The sequence below is a fragment of the Streptomyces sp. NPDC058773 genome, assembly GCF_042746015.1.
Classification (GTDB): Bacteria; Actinomycetota; Actinomycetes; order Streptomycetales; family Streptomycetaceae; genus Streptomyces.
On the sequence record NZ_JBHYPE010000025.1, the window covers coordinates 1 to 25,137 of the forward strand.

At 70.4% G+C, this 25,137-nt stretch carries 20 protein-coding genes; 13 read left to right on the forward strand and 7 right to left on the reverse strand.

The genetic code is table 11. From position 1 onward, the window contains the following. Window positions 1-112: 112 nt before the first annotated feature. A complete protein-coding gene (locus ACFW5B_RS21530; RefSeq protein ID WP_386441817.1) occupies window positions 113-1,753 on the reverse strand; it encodes an ABC transporter permease in 1,641 nt (546 codons plus the stop codon). Next, window positions 1,750-2,745 carry an ATP-binding cassette domain-containing protein gene (locus ACFW5B_RS21535; RefSeq protein WP_386441819.1) on the reverse strand — a complete coding sequence of 332 codons (996 nt, stop codon included), beginning with the start codon at window positions 2,743-2,745 and terminating at the stop codon, window positions 1,750-1,752. Before ACFW5B_RS21535 ends, ACFW5B_RS21530 begins: the two co-directional genes overlap by 4 nt. A gap of 94 nt (window positions 2,746-2,839) precedes the next feature. Here ACFW5B_RS21535 and ACFW5B_RS21540 point away from each other — a divergent pair, with 94 nt between their 5' ends. Continuing rightward, window positions 2,840-3,403: a GbsR/MarR family transcriptional regulator gene (locus ACFW5B_RS21540; RefSeq protein WP_386441822.1), complete on the forward strand. Its 564-nt coding sequence runs from the start codon at window positions 2,840-2,842 to the stop codon at window positions 3,401-3,403. Window positions 3,404-3,410: 7 nt separating this feature from the next. Here ACFW5B_RS21540 and ACFW5B_RS21545 read toward each other — a convergent pair whose 3' ends face one another. Beyond that, complete coding sequence (locus ACFW5B_RS21545; RefSeq protein ID WP_386441825.1) at window positions 3,411-4,388, reverse strand: diacylglycerol kinase family protein; 978 nt, start codon at window positions 4,386-4,388, stop codon at window positions 3,411-3,413. A gap of 206 nt (window positions 4,389-4,594) precedes the next feature. On the opposite strand from ACFW5B_RS21545, the gene ACFW5B_RS21550 reads away from it, so the two are divergent. From ACFW5B_RS21550 to ACFW5B_RS21600, 11 genes are all read left to right on the forward strand, one after another. Next, complete coding sequence (locus ACFW5B_RS21550) at window positions 4,595-5,881, forward strand: adenylosuccinate synthase (RefSeq protein ID WP_386441828.1); 1,287 nt, start codon at window positions 4,595-4,597, stop codon at window positions 5,879-5,881. Window positions 5,882-5,975: 94 nt separating this feature from the next. Next, window positions 5,976-7,238, forward strand: a complete 1,263-nt coding sequence (locus ACFW5B_RS21555) for an ATP/GTP-binding protein (protein WP_386441831.1) — start codon at window positions 5,976-5,978, stop codon at window positions 7,236-7,238. After that, window positions 7,238-7,969, forward strand: coding sequence for an RloB family protein (locus ACFW5B_RS21560; protein WP_386441835.1), 732 nt, complete (start codon window positions 7,238-7,240; stop codon window positions 7,967-7,969). Before ACFW5B_RS21555 ends, ACFW5B_RS21560 begins: the two co-directional genes overlap by 1 nt. A gap of 107 nt (window positions 7,970-8,076) precedes the next feature. After that, on the forward strand, window positions 8,077-10,812 hold the full coding sequence (locus ACFW5B_RS21565) for an N-6 DNA methylase (RefSeq protein ID WP_386441838.1): 2,736 nt from the start codon (window positions 8,077-8,079) through the stop codon (window positions 10,810-10,812). Window positions 10,813-11,218: 406 nt separating this feature from the next. Next, the gene (locus ACFW5B_RS21570; RefSeq protein ID WP_386441841.1) at window positions 11,219-12,031 is read left to right on the forward strand and encodes a hypothetical protein; all 813 of its coding nucleotides are present in this window, start codon (window positions 11,219-11,221) and stop codon (window positions 12,029-12,031) included. 83 nt (window positions 12,032-12,114) lie between these two features. Beyond that, a complete protein-coding gene (locus ACFW5B_RS21575; RefSeq protein ID WP_386441844.1) occupies window positions 12,115-12,975 on the forward strand; it encodes a Scr1 family TA system antitoxin-like transcriptional regulator in 861 nt (286 codons plus the stop codon). 13 nt (window positions 12,976-12,988) lie between these two features. Continuing rightward, a complete protein-coding gene (locus tag ACFW5B_RS21580; RefSeq protein ID WP_386441847.1) occupies window positions 12,989-13,183 on the forward strand; it encodes a DUF397 domain-containing protein in 195 nt (64 codons plus the stop codon). A 399-nt stretch (window positions 13,184-13,582) separates the two neighbouring features. Then, the gene (locus ACFW5B_RS21585; protein ID WP_386441849.1) at window positions 13,583-13,822 is read left to right on the forward strand and encodes a hypothetical protein; all 240 of its coding nucleotides are present in this window, start codon (window positions 13,583-13,585) and stop codon (window positions 13,820-13,822) included. A 62-nt stretch (window positions 13,823-13,884) separates the two neighbouring features. Then, window positions 13,885-14,154 (forward strand): hypothetical protein, encoded by a 270-nt coding sequence (locus ACFW5B_RS21590; protein ID WP_386441852.1) that lies wholly within the window; start codon window positions 13,885-13,887, stop codon window positions 14,152-14,154. Window positions 14,155-14,336: 182 nt separating this feature from the next. Continuing rightward, window positions 14,337-18,131 (forward strand): type I restriction endonuclease subunit R, encoded by a 3,795-nt coding sequence (locus ACFW5B_RS21595; protein WP_386441855.1) that lies wholly within the window; start codon window positions 14,337-14,339, stop codon window positions 18,129-18,131. 4 nt (window positions 18,132-18,135) lie between these two features. Next, window positions 18,136-18,984, forward strand: coding sequence for a M48 family metallopeptidase (locus ACFW5B_RS21600; protein WP_386441858.1), 849 nt, complete (start codon window positions 18,136-18,138; stop codon window positions 18,982-18,984). Window positions 18,985-19,014: 30 nt separating this feature from the next. Here ACFW5B_RS21600 and ACFW5B_RS21605 read toward each other — a convergent pair whose 3' ends face one another. The 4 genes from ACFW5B_RS21605 to ACFW5B_RS21620 form a co-directional block, all read right to left on the reverse strand. Then, a complete protein-coding gene (locus ACFW5B_RS21605; protein WP_386441861.1) occupies window positions 19,015-20,823 on the reverse strand; it encodes a serine/threonine-protein kinase in 1,809 nt (602 codons plus the stop codon). A gap of 203 nt (window positions 20,824-21,026) precedes the next feature. Further along, window positions 21,027-22,649, reverse strand: coding sequence for a serine/threonine-protein kinase (locus ACFW5B_RS21610; protein WP_386442025.1), 1,623 nt, complete (start codon window positions 22,647-22,649; stop codon window positions 21,027-21,029). A 196-nt stretch (window positions 22,650-22,845) separates the two neighbouring features. After that, window positions 22,846-23,355, reverse strand: a complete 510-nt coding sequence (locus ACFW5B_RS21615) for a MarR family winged helix-turn-helix transcriptional regulator (RefSeq protein WP_386441864.1) — start codon at window positions 23,353-23,355, stop codon at window positions 22,846-22,848. Next, on the reverse strand, window positions 23,352-24,020 hold the full coding sequence (locus tag ACFW5B_RS21620) for a DJ-1/PfpI family protein (protein ID WP_386441867.1): 669 nt from the start codon (window positions 24,018-24,020) through the stop codon (window positions 23,352-23,354). Before ACFW5B_RS21620 ends, ACFW5B_RS21615 begins: the two co-directional genes overlap by 4 nt. Before the next feature lie 269 nt (window positions 24,021-24,289). On the opposite strand from ACFW5B_RS21620, the gene ACFW5B_RS21625 reads away from it, so the two are divergent. After that, window positions 24,290-25,132 carry a VTC domain-containing protein gene (locus ACFW5B_RS21625; RefSeq protein WP_386441870.1) on the forward strand — a complete coding sequence of 281 codons (843 nt, stop codon included), beginning with the start codon at window positions 24,290-24,292 and terminating at the stop codon, window positions 25,130-25,132. Window positions 25,133-25,137 lie beyond the last annotated feature (5 nt).

Below are 25,137 nucleotides of genomic sequence, written 5' to 3' on the forward strand. Positions count from 1 at the left end.
GTCTTATTGCCTTCCCATCATCTATTTAGCCCCGCGCCCCGCCCCGGCGCCCCCGGGGGCCCCACGTCTTCCGGGGCGGGCGGCGCCGGCGTCCGCGCCGGACCGCCGGGGATCAGCCGATGTCGCGCCGCCGCACCCCCACCAGGCCCACGAGCGCGAAGAGCGCGGAGAGCGCAAGCAGCCAGACGAGGGGGGCGGCGGTGACGTCCGCGCCGGGCAGCTTCGGAAGATGGCTGTACGGGGACAGCTTCATCACCCACGCCGGGAAGGCGAGTGAGGGCCCGATCCAGCCGATGGCCAGGCAGCCGCCGATGAGCGCCCAGACGGCGCCGATGGCCTTCGGGAGCAGGCCGAGGACGAGGACCGCCAGGCCGGTGAGCGTCCAGACCGCCGGGACCTGGGAGAGCGACGCGGCCACCACGGGCCCCAGTTGACCGCTGAGGTCGGCGGCCGAGAGGCCGTAGGACAGGCCCAGGCCCAGGCCGCCGGAGGCCAGGATGACGGCGCTGCCCCCGTAGGCGACGGCCAGATGGCTGCCGGCCCAGCGGAGCCGGCTCACCGCGCCGGCCAGCACGGGTTCCGCGCGCTCCGCGGTCTCCTCGGAGCGCAGCCGGAGCACCGCACCGGCCGCGTAGAGCGCCGCGACCATGCCGAGCATCCCGGCCATGGTGGCCAGGAAGGCCTCGGTCAGGCCCTGTTGGCCGCCCATCCGCGCGACGATCTCGCGGGTCTGCCGGTTGCCGCCGACCAGGTCGGCGGCGCCCTCGGCGATCCCGCCGAAGACCGCGCCGGCGCACAGGAATCCGAGCGTCCAGCCCAGCAGGGTGGTGCGCTGGAGCCGCCAGGCCAGACCGAACGCACCGCTCAGCGAGCGCGGCGCGACGGCCGGTCCGGGGCGGGCGGGCAGGAAGCTCATCCCGAGGTCGCGGCGGGCGGTCAGCGCGTAGGCGGTGGCGCCGGCCAGGGCGGTCGCCGCGGCGAAGAGCAGCAGCATCCCCCAGCGTTCACCGGCGTACGGCCGGAGGTTCTCGGCCCAGCCGATCGGGGAGGCCCAGGTGAGCGGGGAGCCGGCCGCGGCCGTCGCGGCGTCGCCCGCGGCGCGCAGGGCGAAGGCCAGGCCCAGCACCGCGCCGGTCAGCCCCTTGGCCAGCCGTGCGCTCTCGGTGAGTTGGGCGGCGATGGCGGCCAGGCCGGCGAAGAGCGTGCCGGTGCCGCCGACGGCCAGGCCGAGGGCGAGCGACCCGGCGGCCGGGCGGCCCGACAGCGCCAGGCCGCCCGCGATCAGCACCGCGAGCAGGATGTCGGCGAGCAGGGCGGTCAGCAGAGCCGCGGTCAGCGGCGCCCGGCGGCCCACCACGCAGGCGGAGAGCAGTTCCTGACGCCCCGACTCCTCCTCCTCGCGGGTGTGCCGGACCACGATCAGCAGGCTCATCACCGCGGCGAGGACGGCGCCGAAGCCGGCCATCCGCCAGGCGACCAGACCGCCGACGGAGTCGCTGAACACCGGTCCGTACAGCGCCCGCATCGAGCCGTTGTGGTTCATCGAGACGGCCAGTCCGGCCCGTTGGGCGGCGGTGTCGTAGACCGCCTCGAACGACGCGCCGATGGCGGCGAAGGACAGCCCCAGGGCGAGCACCCAGGCCGGGATCATCAGCCGGTCGCGCCGTAGGGCGAGGCGCAACAGGGCGCCGGTGCCCGCCAGATGACGGGGGCGTACGGCGCGGACGGGCGCGTCCGCGGCCACGGCGGTCATCGCGCGACCGCCGCTGCGGTACGGGCGTCGTCCTGGTAGTGGCGCAGGAAGAGCTCCTCCAGGGTGGGCGGGGTGCTGGTGAGGCTGCGGACGCCGGAGCCACCGAGCGAGCGGAGCACGGCGTCCAGCTTGTCGGTGTCGACCTGGAAGCGGACGCGATGCCCCTGGCTCCCCCGGATCGGCTGGGTGGTGAGGCCGTGGATGCCGGGGAGGCCGGCCAGCCCGTCGGGCGGGATGGTGAGTTCGGCGACGACCGAGGTGCGGGTCAGATGCCGCAGCTCACCCAGCGAGCCGGATTCCACGGTCCGCCCCTTGCGGATGATGCTGACGCGGTCGCAGAGCGCCTCGACCTCGGACAGCACATGGCTGGAGAGCAGGACCGTACGGCCGCGGTCGCGCTCCTCGGCGACACAGTTCCGGAAGACCTCCTCCATCAGCGGGTCGAGCCCGGAGGTCGGCTCGTCGAGGATCAGCAGATCCACATCGGAGGCGAAGGCGGCGACCAGCGCGACCTTCTGCCGGTTGCCCTTGGAGTACGTCCGCCCCTTCTTGGTGGGGTCCAGCTCGAACCGCTCCACCAGCTCGGCCCGGCGCGCGGAGTCCAGCCCGCCCGTCGCCCGCCACCGCCCCCACCGGGGGTGCTTCGCGCCGCTGCCTTGATGCAGCCGCCCGTAGAGGTCGATGACCTCACCGCCGGAGAGATTGCGCCACAGGGTCACATCGCCGGGGACATAGGCGATCCGGCGGTGCAGTTCGACGGCGTCCCGCCAGGGGTCCCGGCCGAGCAGCCGGGCCGTGCCGCGGTCGGCGCGCAGCAGGCCGAGCAGGACGCGGATGGTCGTGGACTTGCCGGCGCCGTTGGGTCCGAGGAAGCCGTGCACCTCGCCGGCCGTCACATGGAGATCGAGGCCGTCCAGCGCGTGGGTGCGGCCGAAGGACTTGTGGAGACCGTCGACCCGGATCGCGGGGGCGGAAGACTGTGCCGTGGTCATGCTTTGGAAGCTACGCTTGTTTCACAAATTTGTGAAGTTAAGAAACCGTATAAACTCGGGATGGGTGGCTCCGAACAGGGGAGATGATGCGGATATGAGCGAGCAGCCACAGCAGAGTGCGCACCGGACGGACGCCACCCGCCAGGACGGCGGCGACGAGACGCGCGACGAGCAGCGCGATCACGCGGCGGTCTCACAGTTCGTCGAGCGGTTCGCCTCCCAGCTGGTCGACGCCGGGATGCAGCGGATGTCCGCCCGGGTCTTCGCCTGTCTGCTGGCCTCCGACTCCGGTGTGCTGACGTCCGCCGAACTCGGCGAGCGCCTCCAGGTCAGCCCGGCCGCCGTCTCCGGCGCGATCCGCTACCTCTCCCAGGTCGACATGGTCAGCCGGGAGCGCGAGCCCGGCTCCCGCCGCGACCGCTACCGCGTGCACAGCGACCAGTGGTACGAGGCGCTGGCGCGCCGGGACAACGTCCTCACCCGCTGGGAGGGCACCCTGCGCGAGGGCGTCGACAGCCTCGGCGAGGACTCCCCGGCGGGCCGCCGGATCGCCGAGACGCTGATCTTCTTCGAGTTCCTCCAGAAGGAACTCACCGGGCTGCTGCAGCGCTGGCGTGAACACCGCGACCAGCTGCGGGCCGGCCTCGAAGCGTCCTAGGCGGCGCTCAGGCCCGCGGGAGCTGGAGCCGCCAGGCGGCCTGCTGCACGGTCCACGTACGGGTCCTGACCGGCCCGCTGACCAGTGCGTCCGCCCGGTAGTGGAAGTCCGCGCCGGACACCGTCACCGCCCGCGCCCGGGTCCGCACCGGCCCCTTCCCGCCCGGCCAGTGCACCACGACCTCGGCCAGCGCCCGGCCCTCGGCGGCCCCCGGCCTCGGCCCGTCGGCCCCGCCCCGTCCGCCCGGCACCACCGACACCCCGCGCACCGGCCGGTCCAGATCGGCCAGCAGCACCCCGTCCGCCTCGATCCGCAGCCGCTGCCCCGGTACCCGGGTCCGCCGGGCACCCAGGCCCGCCGCCGGTGCCGCCAGCAGCGCCAGCGCCGTACGGGCGGTCCGGGCGGCCGGCTTCCACCACGGCCGGGGCCCGTCGAGGCCGTCCGCCAGGCCGCTGCGTCCGCCCAGGGCCTCGGCCGGGTCGACCGCGGCCGGCGGCGGGGCCGCCCCCGGCACATACGCCCCGTGCGCCGGCCGGGTCGCCTCGCTCCCACAGGGGATGCGCAGCCCGCCCAGCACGATGCCGTCGCTGTCGTCCGTGAGCAGATCCATCGGCCGCTCTCCGCCGTCCAGGACGGTCCGCGCGGCGGCCACCGTGTCCGTGGGGACGCCCAGCGTGCGGCTCAGCGCGACCGCGGCCGGTGCGCCCACCGGGACCATCGACAGCGGCACCGCGGACAGCACCCGCTCCTTGTGCAGCAGGCCCACCACCTGCAGCAGCGTCCGGTCGTCACCGATCACCACCGGCCGCCGGTGCCCGCGCCGGGCGAGAATCCGGGCGAATTCCTCGGGCCCCTCCGGAAGGCAGATTTTCGCTCCCGCGCCCGCGCACAGGACATCCTTCGCGATCCGCACGGACTCGCCGTCCGTGCTGCGGGCGACCGGGTCGATGACCACGAGCAGGGGGTACCCCCGAACGGAGTCCACGGGAGAGTGCCCAGAAGGCTGCGCCGACACCTCGGTCCTTCCTCAGGTAGCATCTCGGTGCAAGAGCCCCTTGCGCTATTGCGCCAGGGGCTTCGTCTATTCCGGGGCACCGGTCCGACGGCTTCAGTGATGACGTACGCGTGAACAGGCACGCCGGCGCCATCCACGCACGTTGGACATGCCCCGCCCGGAAGGGGTGTACGCCTGTGCCCGCACTTGTGCTGCTCGGTGCTCAGTGGGGTGATGAGGGCAAGGGAAAGGCCACCGACCTGCTCGGTGGATCCGTGGATTATGTGGTGCGCTACCAGGGCGGCAACAACGCCGGCCACACGGTCGTCGTCGGCGACCAGAAGTACGCACTGCACCTCCTCCCTTCCGGAATCCTCTCGCCGGGGTGCACCCCGGTCATCGGCAACGGTGTCGTCGTCGACCCGGCGGTCCTGCTCTCCGAGCTGAGCGGACTCAACGAGCGCGGCGTCGACACGTCCAAGCTGCTGCTCAGCGGTAACGCGCATCTGATCACGCCGTACAACATCACCGTCGACAAGGTGACGGAACGGTTCCTCGGCAAGCGGAAGATCGGCACCACCGGGCGCGGCATCGGCCCGACCTACGCCGACAAGATCAACCGCGTCGGTATCCGCGTGCAGGACCTCTACGACGAGTCGATCCTCATCCAGAAGGTCGAGGCGGCCCTTGAGGTCAAGAACCAGCTGCTGACCAAGCTCTACAACCGCCGCGCCATCGAGGCCGGCCAGGTCGTCGAGGAGCTGCTGGGCTACGCCGACCAGATCAAGGGCTATGTCGCCGACACCACCCTGATCCTCAACAAGGCCCTCGACGACGACAAGGTCGTGCTCTTCGAGGGCGGCCAGGGCACGCTGCTGGACATCGACCACGGCACGTACCCCTTCGTCACGTCCTCGAACCCGACCGCGGGCGGTGCCTGCACCGGTGCGGGCGTCGGTCCCACGAAGATCAGCCGCGTGATCGGCATCCTCAAGGCCTATACGACGCGCGTGGGCGCCGGTCCGTTCCCGACCGAGCTGTTCGACGAGGACGGCGAGGCGCTGCGCCGTATCGGCGGCGAGCGCGGCGTCACCACCGGACGGGACCGCCGCTGCGGCTGGTTCGACGCGGTCATCGCCCGCTACGCCACCCGCGTCAACGGTCTGACGGACTTCTTCCTCACCAAGCTCGACGTGCTCACCGGCTGGGAGCAGATCCCGGTCTGCGTCGCGTACGAGATCGACGGCAAGCGCGTCGAGGAACTGCCGTACTCGCAGACCGACTTCCACCACGCCAAGCCCGTCTACGAGATGCTCCCCGGCTGGTCCGAGGACATCACCAAGGCGAAGACGTTCTCCGACCTGCCGAAGAACGCCCAGGCGTACGTCAAGGCGCTGGAGGAGATGTCCGGCGCCCCGATCTCCGCGATCGGCGTCGGCCCCGGCCGCGACGAGACGATCGAGATCAACTCGTTCCTGTCGTAGGCCCGTTGTCCACCGGTCCTGTGCCCGTCTGCTTCGCAAGAGGCAGGCGGGCACAGGACAACATCGTTACGCTGGGCTCCATGAAGGAGACGGAATGCTGCTGAGATTCCGGACGGCAAATGTACGGTCCCTGCGTGCGGAGCAGGAGCTGTCGTTCGTCGTGCCCGAAGAAGAGGAAGGCGCGGCCGCCAAGCTGCTCCCGCTCTCCGACGGCAAGCAGCTCCCCGTCTACCCCGTCCTCGGCGTCTTCGGAGCCAATGCCTCCGGCAAGTCGAACGTCATCACTGCCCTGAAGAAGATGCGGGAGGCCGTTCTCAGTTCGTACGCGGCCTGGACGTCGTACGAGGGCATCCCGCGCGAAGAGTTCGCACTCGATCCCAAGGCGGCGGCGGAGACCACCCTCTACGAGGTGGACTTCGTCATGGCGGACGGGGTCCGCTGGTCATACGGCTTCGAACTGGGCGAGCGCAGGGTCGAGGCGGAATGGCTCTTCGCCTACCCCAAGGGGCGGCGGCAGGTCTGGTTCGACCGGGACGCTTCCCGTGAAAAGGAATTCGACTTCCCCGGCGAGCGGGTGCACGACCGCGCCCTCCTGGCGCGCATGACCCGCCCCAACGCCCTGCTGCTGACCCGCGCGGCCAACGACGGGCATCCGCAGCTCACCCCCCTCTACGACTGGTTCAAGCAGAACCTCTGGGACGTCACCCCCGAGACCGAGCGGCGGCAGCGTGAGGCGTTCACCGCACAGCGTCTCCTGGAGAGCGAGGAGTCGCGGCGGAGGGTGGAGGAGCTGCTGCGCGTCGCCGACCTGGGCATCTCGGGGGCCGAGGTGGAACGCGACTCCGCAGGCCGCCCCAGGGTCCGGCTGATCCACTCCGGCAGCGGCGAGGAGACCGTACTCGACTGGGAGGCGGAGTCCTTCGGCACTCGCTCCTGGTTCGCCCTGATCGGGCCGCTCCTGCTCGCCCTCGACACAGGCGCCGTCTTGCTGATCGACGAGCTGGACGCCAGCCTGCACTCCCGCTTCGCGGCCGAGGTCGTACGCCTCTTCCAGGCGCCGTGGGTGAACCCCAAGGGCGCTCAGCTGATCTTCACTGCGCACGACCCGTCGCTGCTGCGGGTGCCCGGCGGCGGGCGTCTGCTGGAGCCGGGGCAGCTCTGGCTGACCGAGAAGGACGCGGGCGGCGCCACGGAATTGTTCCCGGTCTCCGACTGGGAGCCGGGAGAGGACGAAGACCTGATGGCGTCCTATCTGGCGGGCGCCTTCGGCGGTGTGCCCAAGGTGTCGGAGGGCCAGGTCGGACGGCAGTTGCTGCAGACGGACGAGACGGCGGAGCTGGAGGCGGAAGAGATCTGATGGCGAGAGCCAAGGGAGGGGACCAGGTCCACCGCCGCAAGAACGTGGCAAAGGGGCGTCAGAACCGCGCGCGGCAGGTCTATGTCTTCATCGAGGGGGAGGTCACCGAGAAGCAGTACATCGACCTCATCGTCAAGCACGGACAACGGGCCGATCCCCGGCAGGGCGTCGAATACCACATCGAGAACGCCACGGCCACGGGCAAGCACCGCAAGCCCCTTCCCATGGTGCAGGACGCCGTACGCGTGCTGCGCAAGGTCGAGCGGGAGGCGAGGGACGCCGGGCTGGACAAGAAGAAGGACTGGAACTGGCCACAGGTGTGGGTCCTCTTCGACCGTGACGACCACCTGGGCATTCCGGAGGCGAGGAAACTCGCCGGCGAGCACGGCGTGCGGATCGCGTACTCCCACCCCTGCTTCGAACTCTGGCGCCTGCTGCACTACCAGAACTACACCAGTACTTTCGGCGGCGTCTGCGGCGATGCGAATAGTCGGCTGCGCCAGCAGCCCGGCTTCGCGCAGACGTACGGCAAGAACGCCAGGACTGTCTCCGAGCAGCAGTCGAAACACCTGAAGCCGGAGCAGATCCTGGGTGACGGCAGGTACGCCACCGCCAAGAAGCACGCCCAGAAGATCAACAAGCAGCACAGCGGCGGGAACCCGAACAACTGGGACCCGTACACCGATGTGTGGAGCTTCGTGGAGGACGGCTTGCTGCTCAGCGGCTACTAGGCTGCTCGGCGCGCCGGCACCGGACGCGCCATGCGAGCCGGACCCCCACCACCCGCCTTACCCCCAGACCGCCCGCTTCTCCGGACCAAGGAAACAGGGAGCCGTACGTGGCCAAGCTCACGCTCGCCCAACTGGAGCGCCACCTCTTCGCGGCGGCCGACATCCTGCGCGGCACCATGGACGCCGCCGAATACCGCGACTTCATCCTGGTCCTTCTCTTCCTCAAGCGGGTCAACGACGAGTACGAGGCCGCGCGTGAGGCGATCATCGCGGAGGCCCGGGAGAAGCGCTGCTCCGAGGAAGAAGCCGCGGAAGATGCCGAGGAACCCAGGAACTACACGTACCGCAAGGTCATGTACGTCCCGGAGAAAGCTCGCTGGTCCGAGCTCGCGGGCGCTGTCGACGACGTCGCCACCCGCCACCTGCAGCCTGCACTCGCGGAGCTGGAGGCCCACAACCAGGGGCTTCGCGGCCTGTTCACCCACGTCAACTTCAACCGCATCGGCGGCGGCGGTGGCAGTGGCGCCTCGGCCGCCAAGCTCGCCGACAAGCGTCTCGCGGCGCTGATCGAGCACTTCGGCAGCCTGCGGCTGCGCGGCGGGGACTTCGAGTTCCCGGACATGATCGGCGCGGCTTACGAGTACCTGCTCAAGGACTTTGCGGACTCGGCGGGAGCCAAGGGCGGTGAGTTCTATACGCCTCGTGCCGTCGTGCGCATGATGGTCGAGCTGGCCCAACCGAAGGCCGGCCAGCACGTCTACGACCCGTGCGTCGGCTCCGGCGGCATGCTGATCCACGCCAAGGAGTACATCGACGAGCACGGCGGCGACTCCGACAACCTGGAGCTGGCCGGCCAGGACGCCAACGGCGGTTCCTGGGTCATGGCCACCATGAACATGCTCTTCCACAGCGCTCGCCACTTCAGCCTGAAGACCGGTGACACGCTCAGCAACCCACAGCACCTGGACAGGTCGTACGACATCGTCCTGAGCAACCCGCCGTTCTCCATGGACTACTCGGCGGATGAGACGGTGCAGCTGCTGGAGGAGCGGATGCCGTACGGCGTGACCTCCGAGCGCGGCAAGGCCGACCTGATGTTCCTCCAGCACATGCTGTACATGGTCGGCGGGCGCGGCGGCTCGGTCTTCACGGTCATGCCGCACGGGGTGCTCTTCCGCGGCGGCGCCGAGCAGGCCATCCGGTCGAAGCTGATCGAGCACGACCTGCTGGAAGCCGTGATCGGCCTGGCGCCCAACCTCTTCTACGGGACCGGCATTCCGGCGTGTGTGCTGGTGCTGCGCGCTCCCGGGCGGAAGGCGCCGGAGCGCCGCGGCAAGGTCCTCTTCATCAACGCGGACCGCGAGTGCCACGCCGAGCGGGCGCAGAACGTCCTGCTGCCGGAGCATGTGGAGAAGATCGTTTCCACCTTCCACCTGCCGTTCGACTCCTGCGAGGTCGACCGCTTCTCCCGTGTGGTCAGCAAGGAAGAACTGGCCGCCAACGACTACAACCTCAACATCCGCCGGTACGTGGACAACACTCCGCCGCCGGAGCCGCAGGACGTGCGCGCCCATCTGGTGGGCGGCGTACCACGTGCGGAGATCGAGGCGAAGAAGCCGCTGCTCGATGCCTACGCGGTAGGCATCGGAGAGCTCTTCTCGGAGCGCGCGGACGACCCGGCGTATCTCGACTTTCTGCCGGAGGAGCGACGCCCCGACGCCGACCGGCTCGCTCAGCTGGCCGAGGCCCGGGAGCGGGTGCTCTGGGAAGCCTTCGAGAAGTGGTGGACGTCCGAGACCGAGCAGATCGAGGCGCTCGCCCCCTACGACGAGGACGACCGCACGGAGTCCGAGAAGCGCGGCCAGCTGGCCCGTCTCCGCGCCGACTTGATCACCTCGTTCCGGGACCGTTTGCTCAGCGCCGGCCTCCTCGACGAGCATGCGCTGGCGGGCGCGGTGGCGGGCTGGTGGCAGGAGGCTCGCAACGACCTCAAGGCTCTCTCCACGAACGGTTTCCGTGGCGTGGTGGAGGGCTGGGTGGAGATGGTCGAAACCCTCCTCTCCCCCGAGCCGGACCCGCGCACGGGCGGCGCGCGCAAGCGCTCGGCCGCCGAGCGCCGTCAGGCGTACGACCACAAGGTGGTCGCCAAGATCGACCCGGACTTCCTGCGGGAGCTGGCGGAGGCCGACCGGAAGAAGGCGGAGCTGGACGCCAAGCTGAAGGCCGCGGAGGAGGCGGAGGCCGCGCGGGCGGCGGCGGCCGGGGTGTCTGCCGAGGGCGGGGATGAGGAGGCGGGGGACGAGGCGGCGGGCGTGCCGACTGCCCTTGACCCGGCGGTGGTGGAAAACCTGCTCAGCGATGCCGAGTTGAAGAAACTGAAGAAGGACCGCACGGCGGCCGGAAAGGCCGTCAAGGAGCTCGAAGACGACTTCTGGCCGTTGGAGAGCGGCCGACGCTCGGCCAAGCCGAAGAAGGCGACGGCGAAGGGGAAGCGGGCGGTGGCGGCCGAGGGCGATGCCGCGGCGGCGGCGCAGACGACGCTGGACATCGTCGTGGCTGAGAACAGCGGTGGAGACGAGGGGAAGGCCCCTGATCCCCGTTTGTACCGGGCCCGGGACGGCCTGGGTGATACGGGCCGCCGCGAGACGGTGCTGGGGATTCTCCGGGACGATCTCGCCTCGAAGCTGGCGGGGCATGTCGTACGCCGACGCCGTGAGCTGATCGATGCGTATCGCGTCTGGGAGGACAAGTATGCGGTGTCGCTCCGGGATATCGAGGCCCAGCGAGTGGAGGCCGCCGAGCGCCTGGATGGGTTTTTGAAGGAGCTGGGTTATGTGGGCTGACCAGATTACGTCTGTGCCACTCAGCCATTACCTGGATGGCCCGATTCGCAACGGATTCTCGCCGCCTGAGAGTGCGGAGTGGACTGGTATCCAGATGTTGGGACTCGGTTGTTTGACACCTGGTGGGTTCCAGCCGCGACAGCTGAAGAATGCTCCCCCTGGAATTGGGCTGGACCACGCAGCTTTGCTGAAAGACGGGGATTTGCTCATGAGTCGGGCTAACACCCGGGACCTCGTAGGGCTGGCTGGTAGATACCGGGATATTGGGAATCCCTGCATCTATCCCGACCTCATGATGCGGCTTCGTCCAGCTGCGAATTGTCTCCCAGGTTTTTTGGAGCAGTTGCTACGTTCTGCGTCTGTGCGGCGCGGAATTATGGCTGCAGCTCAAGGCACCTCGGAGAGCATGGTAAAGATCTCGGCAGCCATGGTGACCGGCTTGAAAGTTCCCTTTTTCTCCTTGGGTAGTCAGCGGCGCATCGTTGAGGTGCTGGACGAGGCCGCCGAGGCGGAGCGAGCCACCGAGGCGACCCGTGAAAAGCTGCGCACGGTGCGAACGGGGATCTTGACAGCGGCTATGCAGTCGGTTACGGCTGTCCAACCCGCACCGGGCTGGGTTCGTATGCCGCTAAAGGAAGTCGTTCCGTCGGTCGAGTACGGGATCTCAGAGGCGCTGAACCAGGACAGTCGGGGAGTACCAACGCTCAGGATGAACAACCTGCGTGATGGCTTGCCAGAGCTCCGTGATCTGCGCTATTGCCCCACTCCAGTGCGGGCGAAGCTCCTCCTGCAGCCGGGGGACGTGCTGTTCAATCGCACCAACAGCATCGATCACGTGGGCCGTGCCGGTATCTGGAATGGTGAACTTCCTGAGGCGACATTCGCTTCATACCTGGTGCGGCTGAACCCAGACACCAGCCGACTGACGCCGGAATACTTGGTCGAGTGGCTGTTGCATCCAGTGGTTCGTCAGCGTGTGAAGTCCATTGCAACCGTTGCTGTTCAGCAGGTAAACGTTAATCCGTCACGTCTCCGTGAGCTCTCGATCGACTTGCCGGAGAATCTCGATGAGCAGCGGCGGTTGACGGCCGGACTTGCCGCGTGCGACCGGCGTATTGCGCAGGAAAATGACGAGTTGAGCAAGCTGCGCACTTTGAAGCAGGGCTTGGCTGACGACCTGCTCAGCGGAAGTATGCGGGGAGACGGCGCAGTAGCGTAGGCAGCCTTTCTGCTTTGCGGGGAGGCCGACGGGCCGGCATTGGGACCGGCCCCAGATGGCGGGGCGGGAGAAGAGAGCGACTGATGGCGGCAAGGAAGCCCCCAACCGAGCGTCAGCGGCGGTTGGGCGCCGAGCTTCGCAAAATGCGTGAGCACGTTGGGCTGTCGCTGACCGAGGCTGCCGCGCTGCACCGTACGGACAAGACCACGATCAGCAACACGGAGTCCGGCCGCTTCGGCGTCAGTGCGGACCGGGTGCGGGTCTGGGCCGCCAACTACGCCTGTCCGGATCACGAGTACATCGACGCGCTCACCGACATGGCAAGGGAGCGGCGCGCTTCTGCCACCTACTGGTGGGATGAGTACCGGGATCTACTCGTCGCGACGGTCCTGGACCTCGCCGAGATGGAGCATCACGCGGTAGCGCTTCGCGCCGCGCAGATCACGCATATGCCTGGGCTTCTTCAGCATGAGGACTACACGCGCGCGGTCTTCGCAGAGGCCGTGCCACTTCTCCAGCCGGACGACCTTGAGCGCAAGCTTGAGTTCCGCATCAGGCGCAGTGCCGTACTGGATCGTCCTGAGCCCCCGAAGTGCACGTTCGTGATCCACGAGACCGCTCTGCGGATGCTGTTCGGTGGCAGGCGCGTGACCAAGTTGCAGCTGGCGAGTCTGTTGGAGCAGACCGAGCGAGATCATGTCACCGTTCGCATCCTGCCGTTCGCGGCCGGTGGGTTCCCCAGCGCGGGAGCCTCGGCGCACTACGCGTACGGGGCAGTGACCCAGCTCGATACGGTGCAGATCGACTCGCGTGCGGGATCGATGTTCCTTCACGCCGAGACTCATCTCGCGAACTACCGTGCAGTGCTGGATCGTATGGAGGAGCGCTCGCTCGATCCGAACCGTTCGCGTGACTTCATCCGCAAGGCAATACAGGAGCTCTGAAGGCGTGAGAAGAGTGGCGATTCAGTGGCGGAAGTCTTCGTTCTCGGACGACACGGAGGGTGGCAACTGCCTTGAACTAGCCGTGCACGAGGGCGAGATACTTATGCGGGAGAGCGATCACCCTGATGTGATCGTCAGGACCACGCAGCAGAAGCTTCGTGCGTTCCTGGCCGGTGCCAAGGCCGGCGAGTTCGATGACTTGATGTAGTCGCACCTGCGACTGGTCCAGCCCCACGCCCGACGGCGAGGGGCTTTTTGGTGCCGACGGTGTCGGCATATGCCAACCCCACGCTTGCGAGTTACAAACGTTGATGAGTGATGAGGATTGGCGCTAGGGTCGCAACTCCAGGCTGTAATGGCCTGGTTGCAGTGTGGAGCCCCGGCGGTGTGTCCGCACCCCGGGGCATGGCCAACGCTTGTAAGGAGCGTCTGCGTGACCCACCGTATCTGGTCGGTTCTAGAGCGAACCTTTGCCCGTGTCCTTCTGTTGCTCATGCCTCTTGCTGAGGGGAGGCACCGCGCAGCCCCAGGCACTCGCCCGCCCCGCCCCGCCCGCACCCCGCGAACACCCCTCCGTACGCCCTCCGCGCCCCACCGCCGAGCGTCCGTGCCCCGCCCACGCGCCGCATCCCCGGCCGACGAGCCCACCCTCGACGACCCCAGCCCGCTCGTCCGTCCCTACCTCCTCGCGCACGAACAGCACGCCCGCCGCGCCGCGTTGGCGCTCGCGCTCGACGGCATTGACGTCGGCCCGTGGGTCATTCACGGGCACCTCGTCGGTACCCCGGGCGCGTACCGCTCCGTCCCGGGCGCACCTCGCCCCGTCATGGCGGGGGTGGCGGCCTGATGGAAAGCCGTAGGCCGACGACGCGCCCCACCGGCACCCTTCGCGGGCTGCGGATCAGCCGCGTGCCCAGCAAGCCCGTACAGCGTGAGGACGACGGGCAGATCGCGATCCACCTGTGGCTCCGGCGGGACGGAAAGTTCGACGGGGATGTCGCGCTGCGGCTCGCGCCGGGCGAGGCGGAACTCCTGCACGCGCAGCTGTGTTACGTGCTCGACGAACCGCCGGTGACCGTGGCAGGGAGCGGACCGGGTGCAGCCGGCCCGGCCGTCGACGGCCCGCTGCCGGACTGCCGGAAGAGCGTCCAAAAGAGCCAAGGGGTACGTCACTTGTAAGCCAAATTTTTGGCGGCGGCGGGAAGCGATGACATCCCGCAAGCGCCTCCTGCCCGTCCGGCCCCCGCCTTCCTCCCCGGGGCCGGTCGGGCCATTCCCCTGCGCGCCCCGAGCACGGGCGGGCAAGGCGCACAATGGATCGGCGGGTGGCACCAGTCGGTCCAGGGGAGAGGCGCGTACGCATGGGGGTCAGGGGAACGGTCGAGCGGGACGAGGCGGAGCTGCCGCTTCTGACGCACCTCAGGAAGATGGGGTGGCGGCATCTCCGCGGGCCGGATCTCCAAGCCGCCGAGGGGCGTGCGTACGACGACATCTTTCTGGCCAAGCGGACGACGTCCGCGTTGCGGCGTACGAACACGCTGCCCGGTGCCGCGAGCGGCTGGATGAGCGAGAGCGACGCGCTCCGTTCCCTCGACCAACTGAAGCAGGCCGCGCGGAGCGTGGCCACACGGACGCTCGAAGAGGCCAACGAGGAAGTCACCACGCTGCTGCTGCACGGCACGCTGGAGAAGGGGGCCGACGAGCGTGATGTGAAGGTGCAGTTCGCCGACTGGGGGACAAAGGCGCTGGAAGGCAGTCGGGAAGACGCGCTGGCGCGGAACGACTTTCTCGTCGTCGACCAGCTGTGTGTTCGCGACGCCGACGGCAGGGACGTGTTTCTCGACCTCGTTCTGTTCGTCAACGGCATCCCGGTCGTGGTGATCGAGTGCAAGTCTCCCGACCGACAGGATCCGCTGGGCGAGGCCATCCGGGATCTGCGCGGATACACGGGTCGGCCGCTGGATGAGGACATACGGGAGCGTGGAAGCGTCCCGCGGGGCATTCCGGAGTTCTTCGCGCCCGTACAGCTGCTGGTGGCCGCCGACGGCAAGGATGCGGTGCTCGGGACGATCTCCTCCCAGGAGGAGCACTACGCACTGTGGCGGAGTACCGAGCCGGACTACGAAAAGCTGGACGTGCTCCAGCAGGAGCTGCGCGGCTGGAAGCTGCTCGGACCCGGGGAACAGCCCACGCTTCAGCACCAGTTGACCGCGATGGTGCTGAAGCCGCAGAACCTGCTGAACATCATCCGCCACTATGTCTTCGAGATGCCGCTCAAGAGCCGGAAGGGCGGGAAGGGCAGCAAGGGCGCGGGGGCGCGGTCGGTCGGCAAGGCCGGGGCCGGGACCTCCACGCAGAAGTCGAAGACCGCCAAGGTGGTCTGCCGGCACCAGCAGTACCGGGCCACCGAAAAGATCGTCCACAAGCTGCGTACCGGCCGTAGCCTGCTGGACCCGGGTGCTGTGCGGGACGAGCGCGGTGGCGTGATCTGGCACACCCAGGGCGCGGGCAAGAGCTTCACGATGAAGTTCCTGGCCCGGCGGCTGCACATGAGCCGGGATCCGCAGCTGAACCAGATCACCCTCGTGGCGATCACCGACCGCAGGGATCTCCAGCGGCAGCTCAAGAAGTCCGTCGCGCTGAGCGGCAGCGATGTGCGGGAGGCCACGTCACGGGCGGATCTGGAGGGCATGCTGCGGCGGGCCGGGAAACACGGCGGCCGGGCGGTGATCTTCGCGACCATCCAGAAGTTTCTCGGAGACCTGCCGGGGATTCCCCGGGAGACGGAGGGCGCGGACGGCGTCGGAGTGGAGGCTTCGGACGGGCCGGAGCAGCCTCCGGGTACGACTGATGGTGAGGAGCAGTCGCTCACCGTGAAATTCGAACGTGCACGGGACGGTATCGCCGCCGGTGCGAGCCCCGAGGAGGTGGCGGATCCGTCGCCGGACGAGAAGACACTGAAGAAGGCCGCCCGGATCTTCCCCGAGTGCAGTGACTCGGTGAAGGTGCTGGTCCTTGTCGACGAGGCGCACCGCTCGCACACCTCTGTCCTGCATGCCTGCCTGCGCAAGGCGTTGCCGAATGCTGCCCGCGTCGGCTTCACCGGTACGCCGCTGATGCAGGGGCGGCTGTCCGACACCGGCCGGATCTTCGGGCTGGAGCCGAGCCGGGAGCCGGGCGGCAAGCCGGCCTTCCTCGACACGTACCGGATGGACGAGGCGGAGAAGGACAAGGTGATCGTCCCCGTCCGGTACGAGGGGCGCGCCACCTCGGCCGAAGTCCGGGAGAAGCGGAAGCTGGACGAGTGCTTCGCCGACCTCATCGAGCCGCTGGACGAAGCGGAACGGCAGCGTGTGCGGGACGCGTACGGAACGCCTTCGGGCCGGGATGTCGCCGAGTCGGCGCCGCTGATCCGGAGCAAGGCGTACAACATGCTCGCGCACTATGTGACGGGACCGCTCACCGGAGGGTTCAAGGCACAGCTGGCCGTCGTCAGCAGGCGTGCGGCGGTGTGGTACCGGCACGCGCTGAGGGATGCGCGGGCTCAACTCCTTGCCGAGGTACAGGAGTTCGACCGCTCCGGCCGGCGCGAGGCGCTGCGCGGGCGAGACCCCGAGTCGTACTCCGAGGAGGAAATGCGGCTGCTGCGTGCCTGGCAGTACCAGGAGGTGCTGCGGCGGATGGACTTCGTCCCCGTCATCTCCGCCGGATCGGAGCGGAAGGCGGGCACCTGGCGGGAATGGACCGACGAAACGCATCAGCGGACGCACATCGAGCGGTTCCTGGAGCCCTTCCCTGAGCTGCCGCCGGACAATCCGTGGATGGTCACGCACGTGCCGGAGCCCGACCCGGTGCTCGCCGGGCGGGTCGCCAGCATGAACCCCTGGAGCGAACTTCCTCCGCACAGGGGGTCGGAGGACGGCGAGCCCCCGATCGCTTTCCTGATCGTGAAGTCCATGCTGCTCACCGGCTTCGACGCGCCGATCGAGCAGGCCCTGTATCTCGACCGGCCGATCCAGGACGCCGAGCTCCTGCAGGCGATCGCCCGCGTCAACCGGCCCGCTCCCGAGAAGAAGGAAGGGCTGGTCGTCGACTACTACGGCGTGCTGAACAACCTGGGCATCACCCTCGCCGCGTACCGGAACGATCCGCCGGTGGTGGAGTCACTGCGGGACATGGCCGATGAGACAGGGCACATGGAAGACGCGGCCGAGGAGGTCGCTCGGTTCTTCGCCGATGCGGGCATCGACAAGGACGGTCTCGGAACCCGGAGCGGCCTCTCGCGCGCCATGCTCGCCCTGCACGAACCGCGTCAGCGGGCCGAGTTCGACCGGCATCTCGGTGCGTTCCTGAACGCGGTGGACCGCGTACTGCCGCACGAGAAGGCGCTGGACCACCTCCCGGACGTCCGCCGCTGGAGCGTGCTTCAGATGCGTGTCCGCCGGCACTACCGGGACGCCCCGGGCGGTGGCTTCTCGACGCGGGGCTACGGGCGGAAGGTCCGCGCGCTGATCGCCGACCATCTGGAGGTCCAGCAGATCGAGCAGGTCATTGCGCCCGTGTCGATCCTAGCTCCGGACTTCGACGAGGTCGTGGACCGGCTGCCGGTACGGGAAGCCGCGGCGGAACAGGTGCAGGCGCTCCGGTACCACCTGGAGGAGCGGATCGAGCAGGAGTACGAGGGCCGCACGGTGTACCGGCAGCTCTCCGAGGAGCTGGAGCGGGTACTGGAAGAGTTCGAAGGGCGCTGGGAGGACATCAGGCGGGAGGTGGGCCCGCTCGTCGAGCGCGCCCGCCGAGCGGAAGAAGCCGACCCCGAGGCCGCCGGTCTGTCGGTGATGGAGCAGCGGCTGTACGTGCTGTTGAAAGAGAAGCTGGAGCAGGATCCCCGCTTCGATGATCCGGCGCCGGAACTCCTCCGCCGGCTCGTCGTCGAGGTCAAGGACGTGATCGTCGGCCATGTCACCCGGGCCTCCTTTGCAGCGGAGGCCGCGCACGTCAGTGAGCTCGACGCGCACATCTGGCAGTGCCTGCGCCGGGCGGGGCTGCGCACGGTCAGCGGAGGCCGTGGCGGGCTCGGGGCCGTGTCGGAGCTGCTGGCAAGTTACGGCGCACAGCAGCATGCGGGCTTCCAGGCCGAAGGCAGGCGACAATAGCTGGGTGTCTCTGCCGTTTGCTCCTGCCGCCACGGGCTCCGGCGACGACTGTCTCGCCGAGGGGCAGACGCTCGTCGTGGACGGGCTGTCTCTCCACGTGCGGGTCAGTGCTCGCCGTGTGCGGCTGGGACTGACGGTCGAAAGGGACGCCTCGCTCACCTTGCGCACTCCCAAGGACTGCCGTCTTCACCGAGCCGAAAAGTTCGTCCGGGACAACAGGCGGTGGATCGAGAGCAAGGTGTTGCTGAGCGAAGAACGGCGGCAGTTGCACCCTGTGCGGTCGCTGTACGACGGTGAGATCCACCGCTATCTCGGGCGGGATTACAAGCTGCTGCTCGTGGACGAGTCGGCGGGTGTGGGCCAGGAGGACGACGGTCACGACGGCCGGGGCCACTCCGATGTGTCGGTGCGTCTGGTGGCGGGCCGACTGCGGCTGAGCCGGTCGGTGGCCGCAGATCCGCAGCAGGCGCGGAAGGCCATCGCCGCCTGGTACAGCAGAGCAGGTCAGCGTTGGGTGCAGGGGCGGTTGCAGCCATGGGCTGCCCGTATGGATGTGGCTGAGCCGCCCGTAGAGGTCCGGGACCTGGGCCACCGGTGGGGTACCTACCGGGCCGGGCCGGACGGCGGTGGCCGCGTGGCACTGCACTGGGCCGTTTTCCAGCTGCCGATCCATCTCATCGACTACGTGATCGCTCATGAATTGGCCCACGTCCGGGTGGCTGGACACGGACCTGATTACTGGCGGTTGTTGGGCAGAGCGTTGCCGGAGTGCCGTCGGCTGAAGGCTGAGTTGGACGAGCTGGGACGGCGTGTGTGGATGGGAGACGTGGGGACACAGCCCGAGCGCAGATGAGCCGGAATCTCCTTACCGGCAGCCGCGCGGCTACTTCACCCTGGAGTAGCCGCGCGGCTGTTTGTCGTCGCCGAGGAATGCGCGGTGCAGGGTGCCGTCGCCGCCCAGGCTGAGCACGGAGGTGCTGCTCGGTGCGCAGCCGGGCGCCGCGTGGTCGACGACCGACGGGCCGACGGTCAGCTTGCCGTCCTCGGCCGCGTAGAGGTCGGCGTGTGCGGTGCAGCGGCCGCCGCGGCCCACGACGACGGTGGTGAGGACCGTGCTGCCCGCCGGGGCCTGTCTGACGGTCAGCTGCTGGCTGCCGTAGCCGTCGTCGTTCGGCCGCCGCCAGGTGCCGAGGAGACCGGCCGGGACGGTGGCGCCGGCCGGGGCGACGCGGTGCAGGGTCGCGGTGCGCCCGGCCGCGGCCCAGGTCAGAGTGTCGGCGCCGCTCTCCACCAGGGTGTGCTCGCCCAGCGCGGCGCAGCGGCCGGCTGGGACGGACCGGACGACCTCGGTGTCCAGCCGCAGCGCCGGGTGCCCGTCCTGCCGGGTGACGGACACCAGCTTGCCGTCGCTGCGGCACTCGTAGGCCGCGCCGATGCTGGTGCTGTTCGCGACCACCTCGCCGACCTTGCCGTGGGTGATCACGAACCGCCGCTGCTGGCCGGTCTGTGTCCCGTCCCGCAGCACCGGGCCCGACCAGGTGCCGACATAGCCGGCCGGGATGTCGGACGCGCTGTCGCCGGTGCCCGCACGGCCGCTCAGCAGCGGCACCGCGGCGGCGGCTGTGGCGGCCGCCACGACCGCGGTGGCGGCGAGGGGGAGCCATCGACGGCGGCGGCGCCGCTCGGTCGCGGTGGGCGCCGGGGGCGGCGCCGTGGGCACGGCCCTGGTGGCCGAAACCGTCGGCGGCTGGCCTCCGGGCGGGGTGTCGGTGTCTAGGAGGAGCACGGCGTGCTGCCCCAGGCGCGCGATCAGTTCGGCCGGCAGCCAGGGCGCGGCCGACGGGCCGCCGGGCGCCGGTCCGAGGCGCTCGGCGAGCTCCCCGGGGGTGGGCCGCGCCGCCGGGTCCTTGGTCAGGCAGTCCAGGATCAGGCCGCGGACACCGTCCGGCGCCCCGGTCACGTCCGGCTCCTCCTGCGCGATCTTGAACATCACGGCGTGCACGCCCGAAGCGACCTCGCCGAAGGGCTGCCGCCCGGTCGCCGCGTACGCCAGCACCGAGCCCACACAGAACACATCGCTGGCCGGGGCGACGCGCTGCCCCGTGACCTGCTCGGGCGACATGAAGCTGGGCGAGCCGAGCACCGTGCCGGCCCGGGTCAGGGTGTGCTCCCTGACCGCGTCCAGGGCCCGCGCGATGCCGAAGTCGATGACCCGCGGACCGTCGATGGTGAGCAGCACATTGGACGGTTTGAGATCGCGGTGCACCAGACCGACCCCGTGGATGTCGCGCAGTGCGCAGGACAGCCCGTAGGCCAGCCGCCGCAGGGAATCCTCCGGCAGCGGGCCGTAGCTGCCCCTGCGCCCGTACGACCCGACGACCTCGCTCAGTGTGGGGCCCGCGATGTATCCGGTGGCGACCCAGGGGACCGCGGCCTCGGTGTCGGCGTCCAGCACCGGCGCGGTCCAGCGCCCGCCGACCCGCCGAGCGGCCGCGACCTCGGCGCGGAAGCGCTCCCGGAACTCCTCCTCCGCGGCGAGTTCGGCCTTCACCAGCTTGACGGCGACCGTCCTGCCGCCCTCCGAACGGGCGAGGTAGACCCGCCCCATCCCACCGCTGCCGAGGCGGCTGAGCAGCCGGTAGTCCCCGATCCACGACGGATCGTCGGCCACCAGCCCCCGCAGGCCGTCCATGTGGGCCCCCTCCCCGAGTGCCGTTCCGTACCGGAGACACGGTCCGGTATTCAGACGTGTCCGAGCCTAGGCGGCCCGGGGGCGCACCACGGCCGACAACGCGTGACGACGGCAGAACCATCGAGCGGTGACGGGGGAGCCGGCGAGCGGTGACGGGCGGGTGACCAGGGGGAACGGCCGAACTGCCGACGTCCCGCCCGCCGTCACCCCGTCCTGCGGTACGTCAGCGCCTTCCCGTCGTCGGAGACGCGGCGCAGCTTTCCGTCCACCATCTCCAGGGTGCTCGGCTCGCCGGGGAGGCAGCTGTCGGCCGGCCCGGAGACCAGGGTGGACGGGCCGAGGCGGACCGGGGGGCCGGCGCTGGTCAGGGTGGCCGCGAAGGCGCAGCGGTAGGACGCCCCGGTCGCCGTCATGGTCAGCACGGTGTCACCGGTCGTGCCCTGGGTGAGCGTGAGGCGCCGGGTGTTGAGGGCGGAGCCGCCGAGCGTGGTCTCCCAGGTGCCCAGGTAGTCCGCGGGAATGCCCCCGTGCACGGCCGACTGCGCCGCGTCGCGGCCGTCCTTGCCGCCCGTCGTGTCCTCCGTCCGTACGCCCTCACCGCCGTTGTTGAGCACGGCGTACGCGGTGGCCGCACCGGCCCCGGCCAGCGCCAGCGCGACCGTGGTGGCCAGGGCGGCACCGGCGCGACGACGGCGGCGCGGCACCGCGGCCGGGGCGTACGGCGGGGCCGCCGCCGCGTGGTCGTGGTGCCCGTGGGAAGCATGCGGGGGGCAGGGCGCCGGCCCCGGTGGGGGCGTGTGCGCGATGGCGGTGGGCGGCGTCTGCATCCCGGGGCCCTCGGCGGCGGGGGACGGGACCACGGGCGGTGCGTCGGCCCCCCGGTCGCCGTCCTGCGCGTTCGCCCGGTCCTGTGGGTCCTCCGCCTCCAGCAGCTCCACGGCATGCCGCCCCAGCCGGGCGATCAGCGCCCCCGGCAGCCAGGGCTCGTCGTCCGCGCCCGGCCCGTCCCCGGTACCGCGCTCCGCCTGCGCCACCAACTCCGTCGGGGTGGGCCGCTGTTGCGGGTCCTTGGCCAGGCACCCGGAGACCAGCTCACGCAGCCCGTCCGGCAGTGCGGAGAGATCGGGCTCCTCCTGGGCTATGCGGAACATCAGCGCGGGCGCGAGGCTGTCGGCCGTGCCGAACGGCTGCCGCCCGGTCGCCGCGTAGGCCAGTACGGACCCGAGGCAGAAGACGTCGCAGGCCGGGGTCAGCGGCTCGCCGCGTACCTGCTCCGGCGACATGAAGCCCGGCGAGCCGACCGACGCGCCGGTACGCGTCACCCCGCTGCCGGTGACCGCCTCCAGCGCCCGCGCGATCCCGAAGTCGATGACCCGTGGTCCGTCGATGGTGAGCAGCACATTGGACGGCTTGAGGTCGCGGTGGATGATCCCGGCGGCATGGATCGCGCCCAGCGCACGGGCCAGCCCGGCGGCCAGGATCCGCACGCTCCGCTCGGGCAGCGGAGTGCCGCCGCCGACGACCCGCTGCAGGGAGGGGCCCGCGATGTAGCCCGTGGCGACCCAGGGGTTCTCGGCCTCGGTGTCCGCGTCCAGTACGGGGGCCGTCCACTCCCCGCCGACCTGCTGTGCGGCCCGTACCTCCTGCCGGAAGCGGGCGCGGAACTCCTCCTCGCCGGCCAGCTCCTTGCGCACCAGCTTGACCGCGACCGTACGGCCGCGGTCCGAACGGGCCAGGAACACCCGCCCCATACCGCCCTCGCCGAGCCGCCCGAGCAGCCGGTAGTCCCCGATCCGCACCGGATCCTGCTCACGCAGCGGCCGCAGCCCTCCGGCCCGCCCCGGGTGCCCCGGCCGCCCCTGCTCAGCCCGTATCAGCGGTTCCACGATCCCCTCGCCCCTTCCCCCGAAGCCGCCCGGTGCACGAGTGGACGCCGGTGCCTGTGCACCCGGTGCTGCCCGCGGCTTCTCGTCCCGGTGAGGATATCGAGCACCCGTCGCGGCCCGGCAGCCCGGCGGTACCTCACCTCTCCGCGGCCGGCGGGGCCTTCGGCGGGCCGGACAGCTGGTCCAGCGCCGCCGACAACTCCTCCAGCGCAGTGGTGACCCGCCCGAACCCGTCCCGGCCGCCCAGCTGTTCCCGCAGCCGGGCGGCGAACTCCGCATGGCCGGGGGCGATACGGGCGACGGCGGCCCGGCCCTCCTCGGTCGGGGTGAGGAGCTTGGCGCGGCGGTGCGCCGGGTTCGGCCGGTAGACGGCCAGACCGCGGTCCACCAGGAGGTCGGCGATGCGCTGCACGCTCTGACGGGTGATCCCCATCGCACGGGCGATACCGGCCACGGGCAGCGGCTCGGGCAGGACGGCGCCCAGCACCTGCCACCAGGCGGCGGTCAGCCCGGCGGGCCCGGCCAGACCGTCCGCGACCGAGAGGAACTGCCCGTTGAGCCGGAAGACGGCGAGGGCGGTACGGCTGAGCAGCTCAGGGTCCCGGGGGCCGTCGGCCGGGTCCCGTGCGAAGCCGGACGCACTCATACGGATCCGCCGTCCGCCCCGTCTTCCGCCGAGGCCGCCCCCGCCGTCATCAGGACCGGGTAGGCGGCGGCGTCGGAGCGGGCGAACAGGCGGTACCAGGCGTCCAGAATCCGCGGCTCCATCACGTCGAGTTCGGCGAAGATCTCCCGGGCGAAGGCGACCGGCTCGGTCGGCCCCGCGGTGATCAGGCCGCGGGCGCGCACCGCGTCGGCCTCGCGGTAGTGCGCACCGCCCCGGTAGCCGGGCTGCGCGGCGAGGTACGCGGCGGCGCCGCTGGTGTGCGGACGGTCGTCCAGCAGCCCCTCCCGGGCCAGCCCCGCCGTCGCCCCGCAGATCGCCGCGACCGGCACCCCGGCGGCCAGGAACTCCCGGGCCTTGGCGGCGAACGGCATCAACTCCACACCGCTGTCCCAGAGTTGGGCACCCGGCAGGATCAGCAGCGCACTGTCCTCGGGGCGCAGCGCTTCGAGCGCGAGACCGGGCACGATCCGCTGCCCGCCCAGGGTCGTCACCGGCGGCCCGGCGGTGGCCGCGACGGTGACCACGTCGTACGGCCCGCGCCCCGGGCGGAAGTAACTGCCGCTGCGGAGATGGCCGACGGCATGGCCGCACTCCCAGTCCGCGAGTGTGTCGTAGGCGGCGAGATGCACGGTGCGCCGGGTCATGAGAACTCCTTGGCCGACGACGGAATCCCGTTCCGCCGTTCCCTGTGTCCCTATGACAGCATCCTGCGCTTTCGACAGCATACTGTCAATTACTCTGCCGGGCCGCCCTCGGGCCGACCCGTGGCCGGGAAGCATCGCCGCCGGATGCCGATTTCCGCGTCCCGGAACTTCCCGACGGCACAGAACGTAGAACGCGTACCGAGCCCCACCAGCGAACACCCGCGCACCGCTCCCGCACGCTCCCCGTCCCCGTCCGCCAAGGAGCCCGTGTGATCCCCGCCGTACGCGCCCTCGCCCGCGCCGCCATGGCCGCGCGCCCCGTGCCGCTCGCCGAGGTCCAGGCCCGCGCCGAACTCCCGGCCCGCTTCGACCGCAGCTACCTCGTCCCGTTCGAGGTCTTCACCGCCTTCGCGGCCGAACTCACCGGCCACCGCGGGCCGGAGGGCCCGTTCGCCGCGCTGTGCATCAACGGACGCCGCTGGTTCCGATATCACTCGGTCCACTACGACACCCCCGACCTGCGCTCCTTCCACGACGCCCGGCAGGGCCGCGCACGGCGCTACCGGATCCGCGAACGGCGTTACGCGGACACCGGGGAGCGGCAGTTCGAGATCAAACTGACCGGACGGCGCGGTGAGACGGTCACCCACCGGCAGCCGCTCCTTCCGGACACCCCGGCCCTCGACGCGTCCCCACGCGGCTTCCTCACCGCCGTACTGGACCGCTCGTACGGCATCGCGGCCCCCGCCCACCTGCTCCGTACCGTCGAGACCGAGTACGTACGCGCCACCTTCGTCGCCGACGGCCAGCGCATCACCTGCGACGCGGCACTGCTCTGCCGGGACCCGGCGACCGGCCGGACCGTACGGACCGACGGCGGCCTGCTCCTCGTCGCAACCCGCACCACCGGCCCCCCGACCACAGCGGACCGGCTCCTGACCGGCCTCGGCATACCGGCCGCCGGCTTCACCAAGTACTGCGGCGGGCTGACGGCACTGCGCCCGGACCTGGTCGGCGGGTCCTGGCCTGGCGCGGTGGGGACGGCGTTTCCTGCGGCCGCTCCACCACGGCCGGACCCCGGACCGCCCTCTGGAACATCCGCCAGCCCGTAGACACT

Bases quoted from the DNA above. Each gene is read 5' to 3' on its own strand.
- ACFW5B_RS21530 (WP_386441817.1), bottom strand. From the start codon at position 1,753: ATGACCGCCGTGGCCGCGGACGCGCCCGTCCGCGCCGTACGCCCCCGT.
- ACFW5B_RS21535 (WP_386441819.1), bottom strand. From the start codon at position 2,745: ATGACCACGGCACAGTCTTCCGCCCCCGCGATCCGGGTCGACGGTCTC.
- ACFW5B_RS21540 (WP_386441822.1), top strand. From the start codon at position 2,840: ATGAGCGAGCAGCCACAGCAGAGTGCGCACCGGACGGACGCCACCCGC.
- ACFW5B_RS21555 (WP_386441831.1), top strand. From the start codon at position 5,976: ATGCTGCTGAGATTCCGGACGGCAAATGTACGGTCCCTGCGTGCGGAG.
- ACFW5B_RS21560 (WP_386441835.1), top strand. From the start codon at position 7,238: ATGGCGAGAGCCAAGGGAGGGGACCAGGTCCACCGCCGCAAGAACGTG.
- ACFW5B_RS21570 (WP_386441841.1), top strand. From the start codon at position 11,219: ATGGTAAAGATCTCGGCAGCCATGGTGACCGGCTTGAAAGTTCCCTTT.
- ACFW5B_RS21575 (WP_386441844.1), top strand. From the start codon at position 12,115: ATGGCGGCAAGGAAGCCCCCAACCGAGCGTCAGCGGCGGTTGGGCGCC.
- ACFW5B_RS21595 (WP_386441855.1), top strand. From the start codon at position 14,337: ATGGGGGTCAGGGGAACGGTCGAGCGGGACGAGGCGGAGCTGCCGCTT.
- ACFW5B_RS21605 (WP_386441861.1), bottom strand. From the start codon at position 20,823: ATGGACGGCCTGCGGGGGCTGGTGGCCGACGATCCGTCGTGGATCGGG.
- ACFW5B_RS21615 (WP_386441864.1), bottom strand. From the start codon at position 23,355: ATGAGTGCGTCCGGCTTCGCACGGGACCCGGCCGACGGCCCCCGGGAC.
- ACFW5B_RS21620 (WP_386441867.1), bottom strand. From the start codon at position 24,020: ATGACCCGGCGCACCGTGCATCTCGCCGCCTACGACACACTCGCGGAC.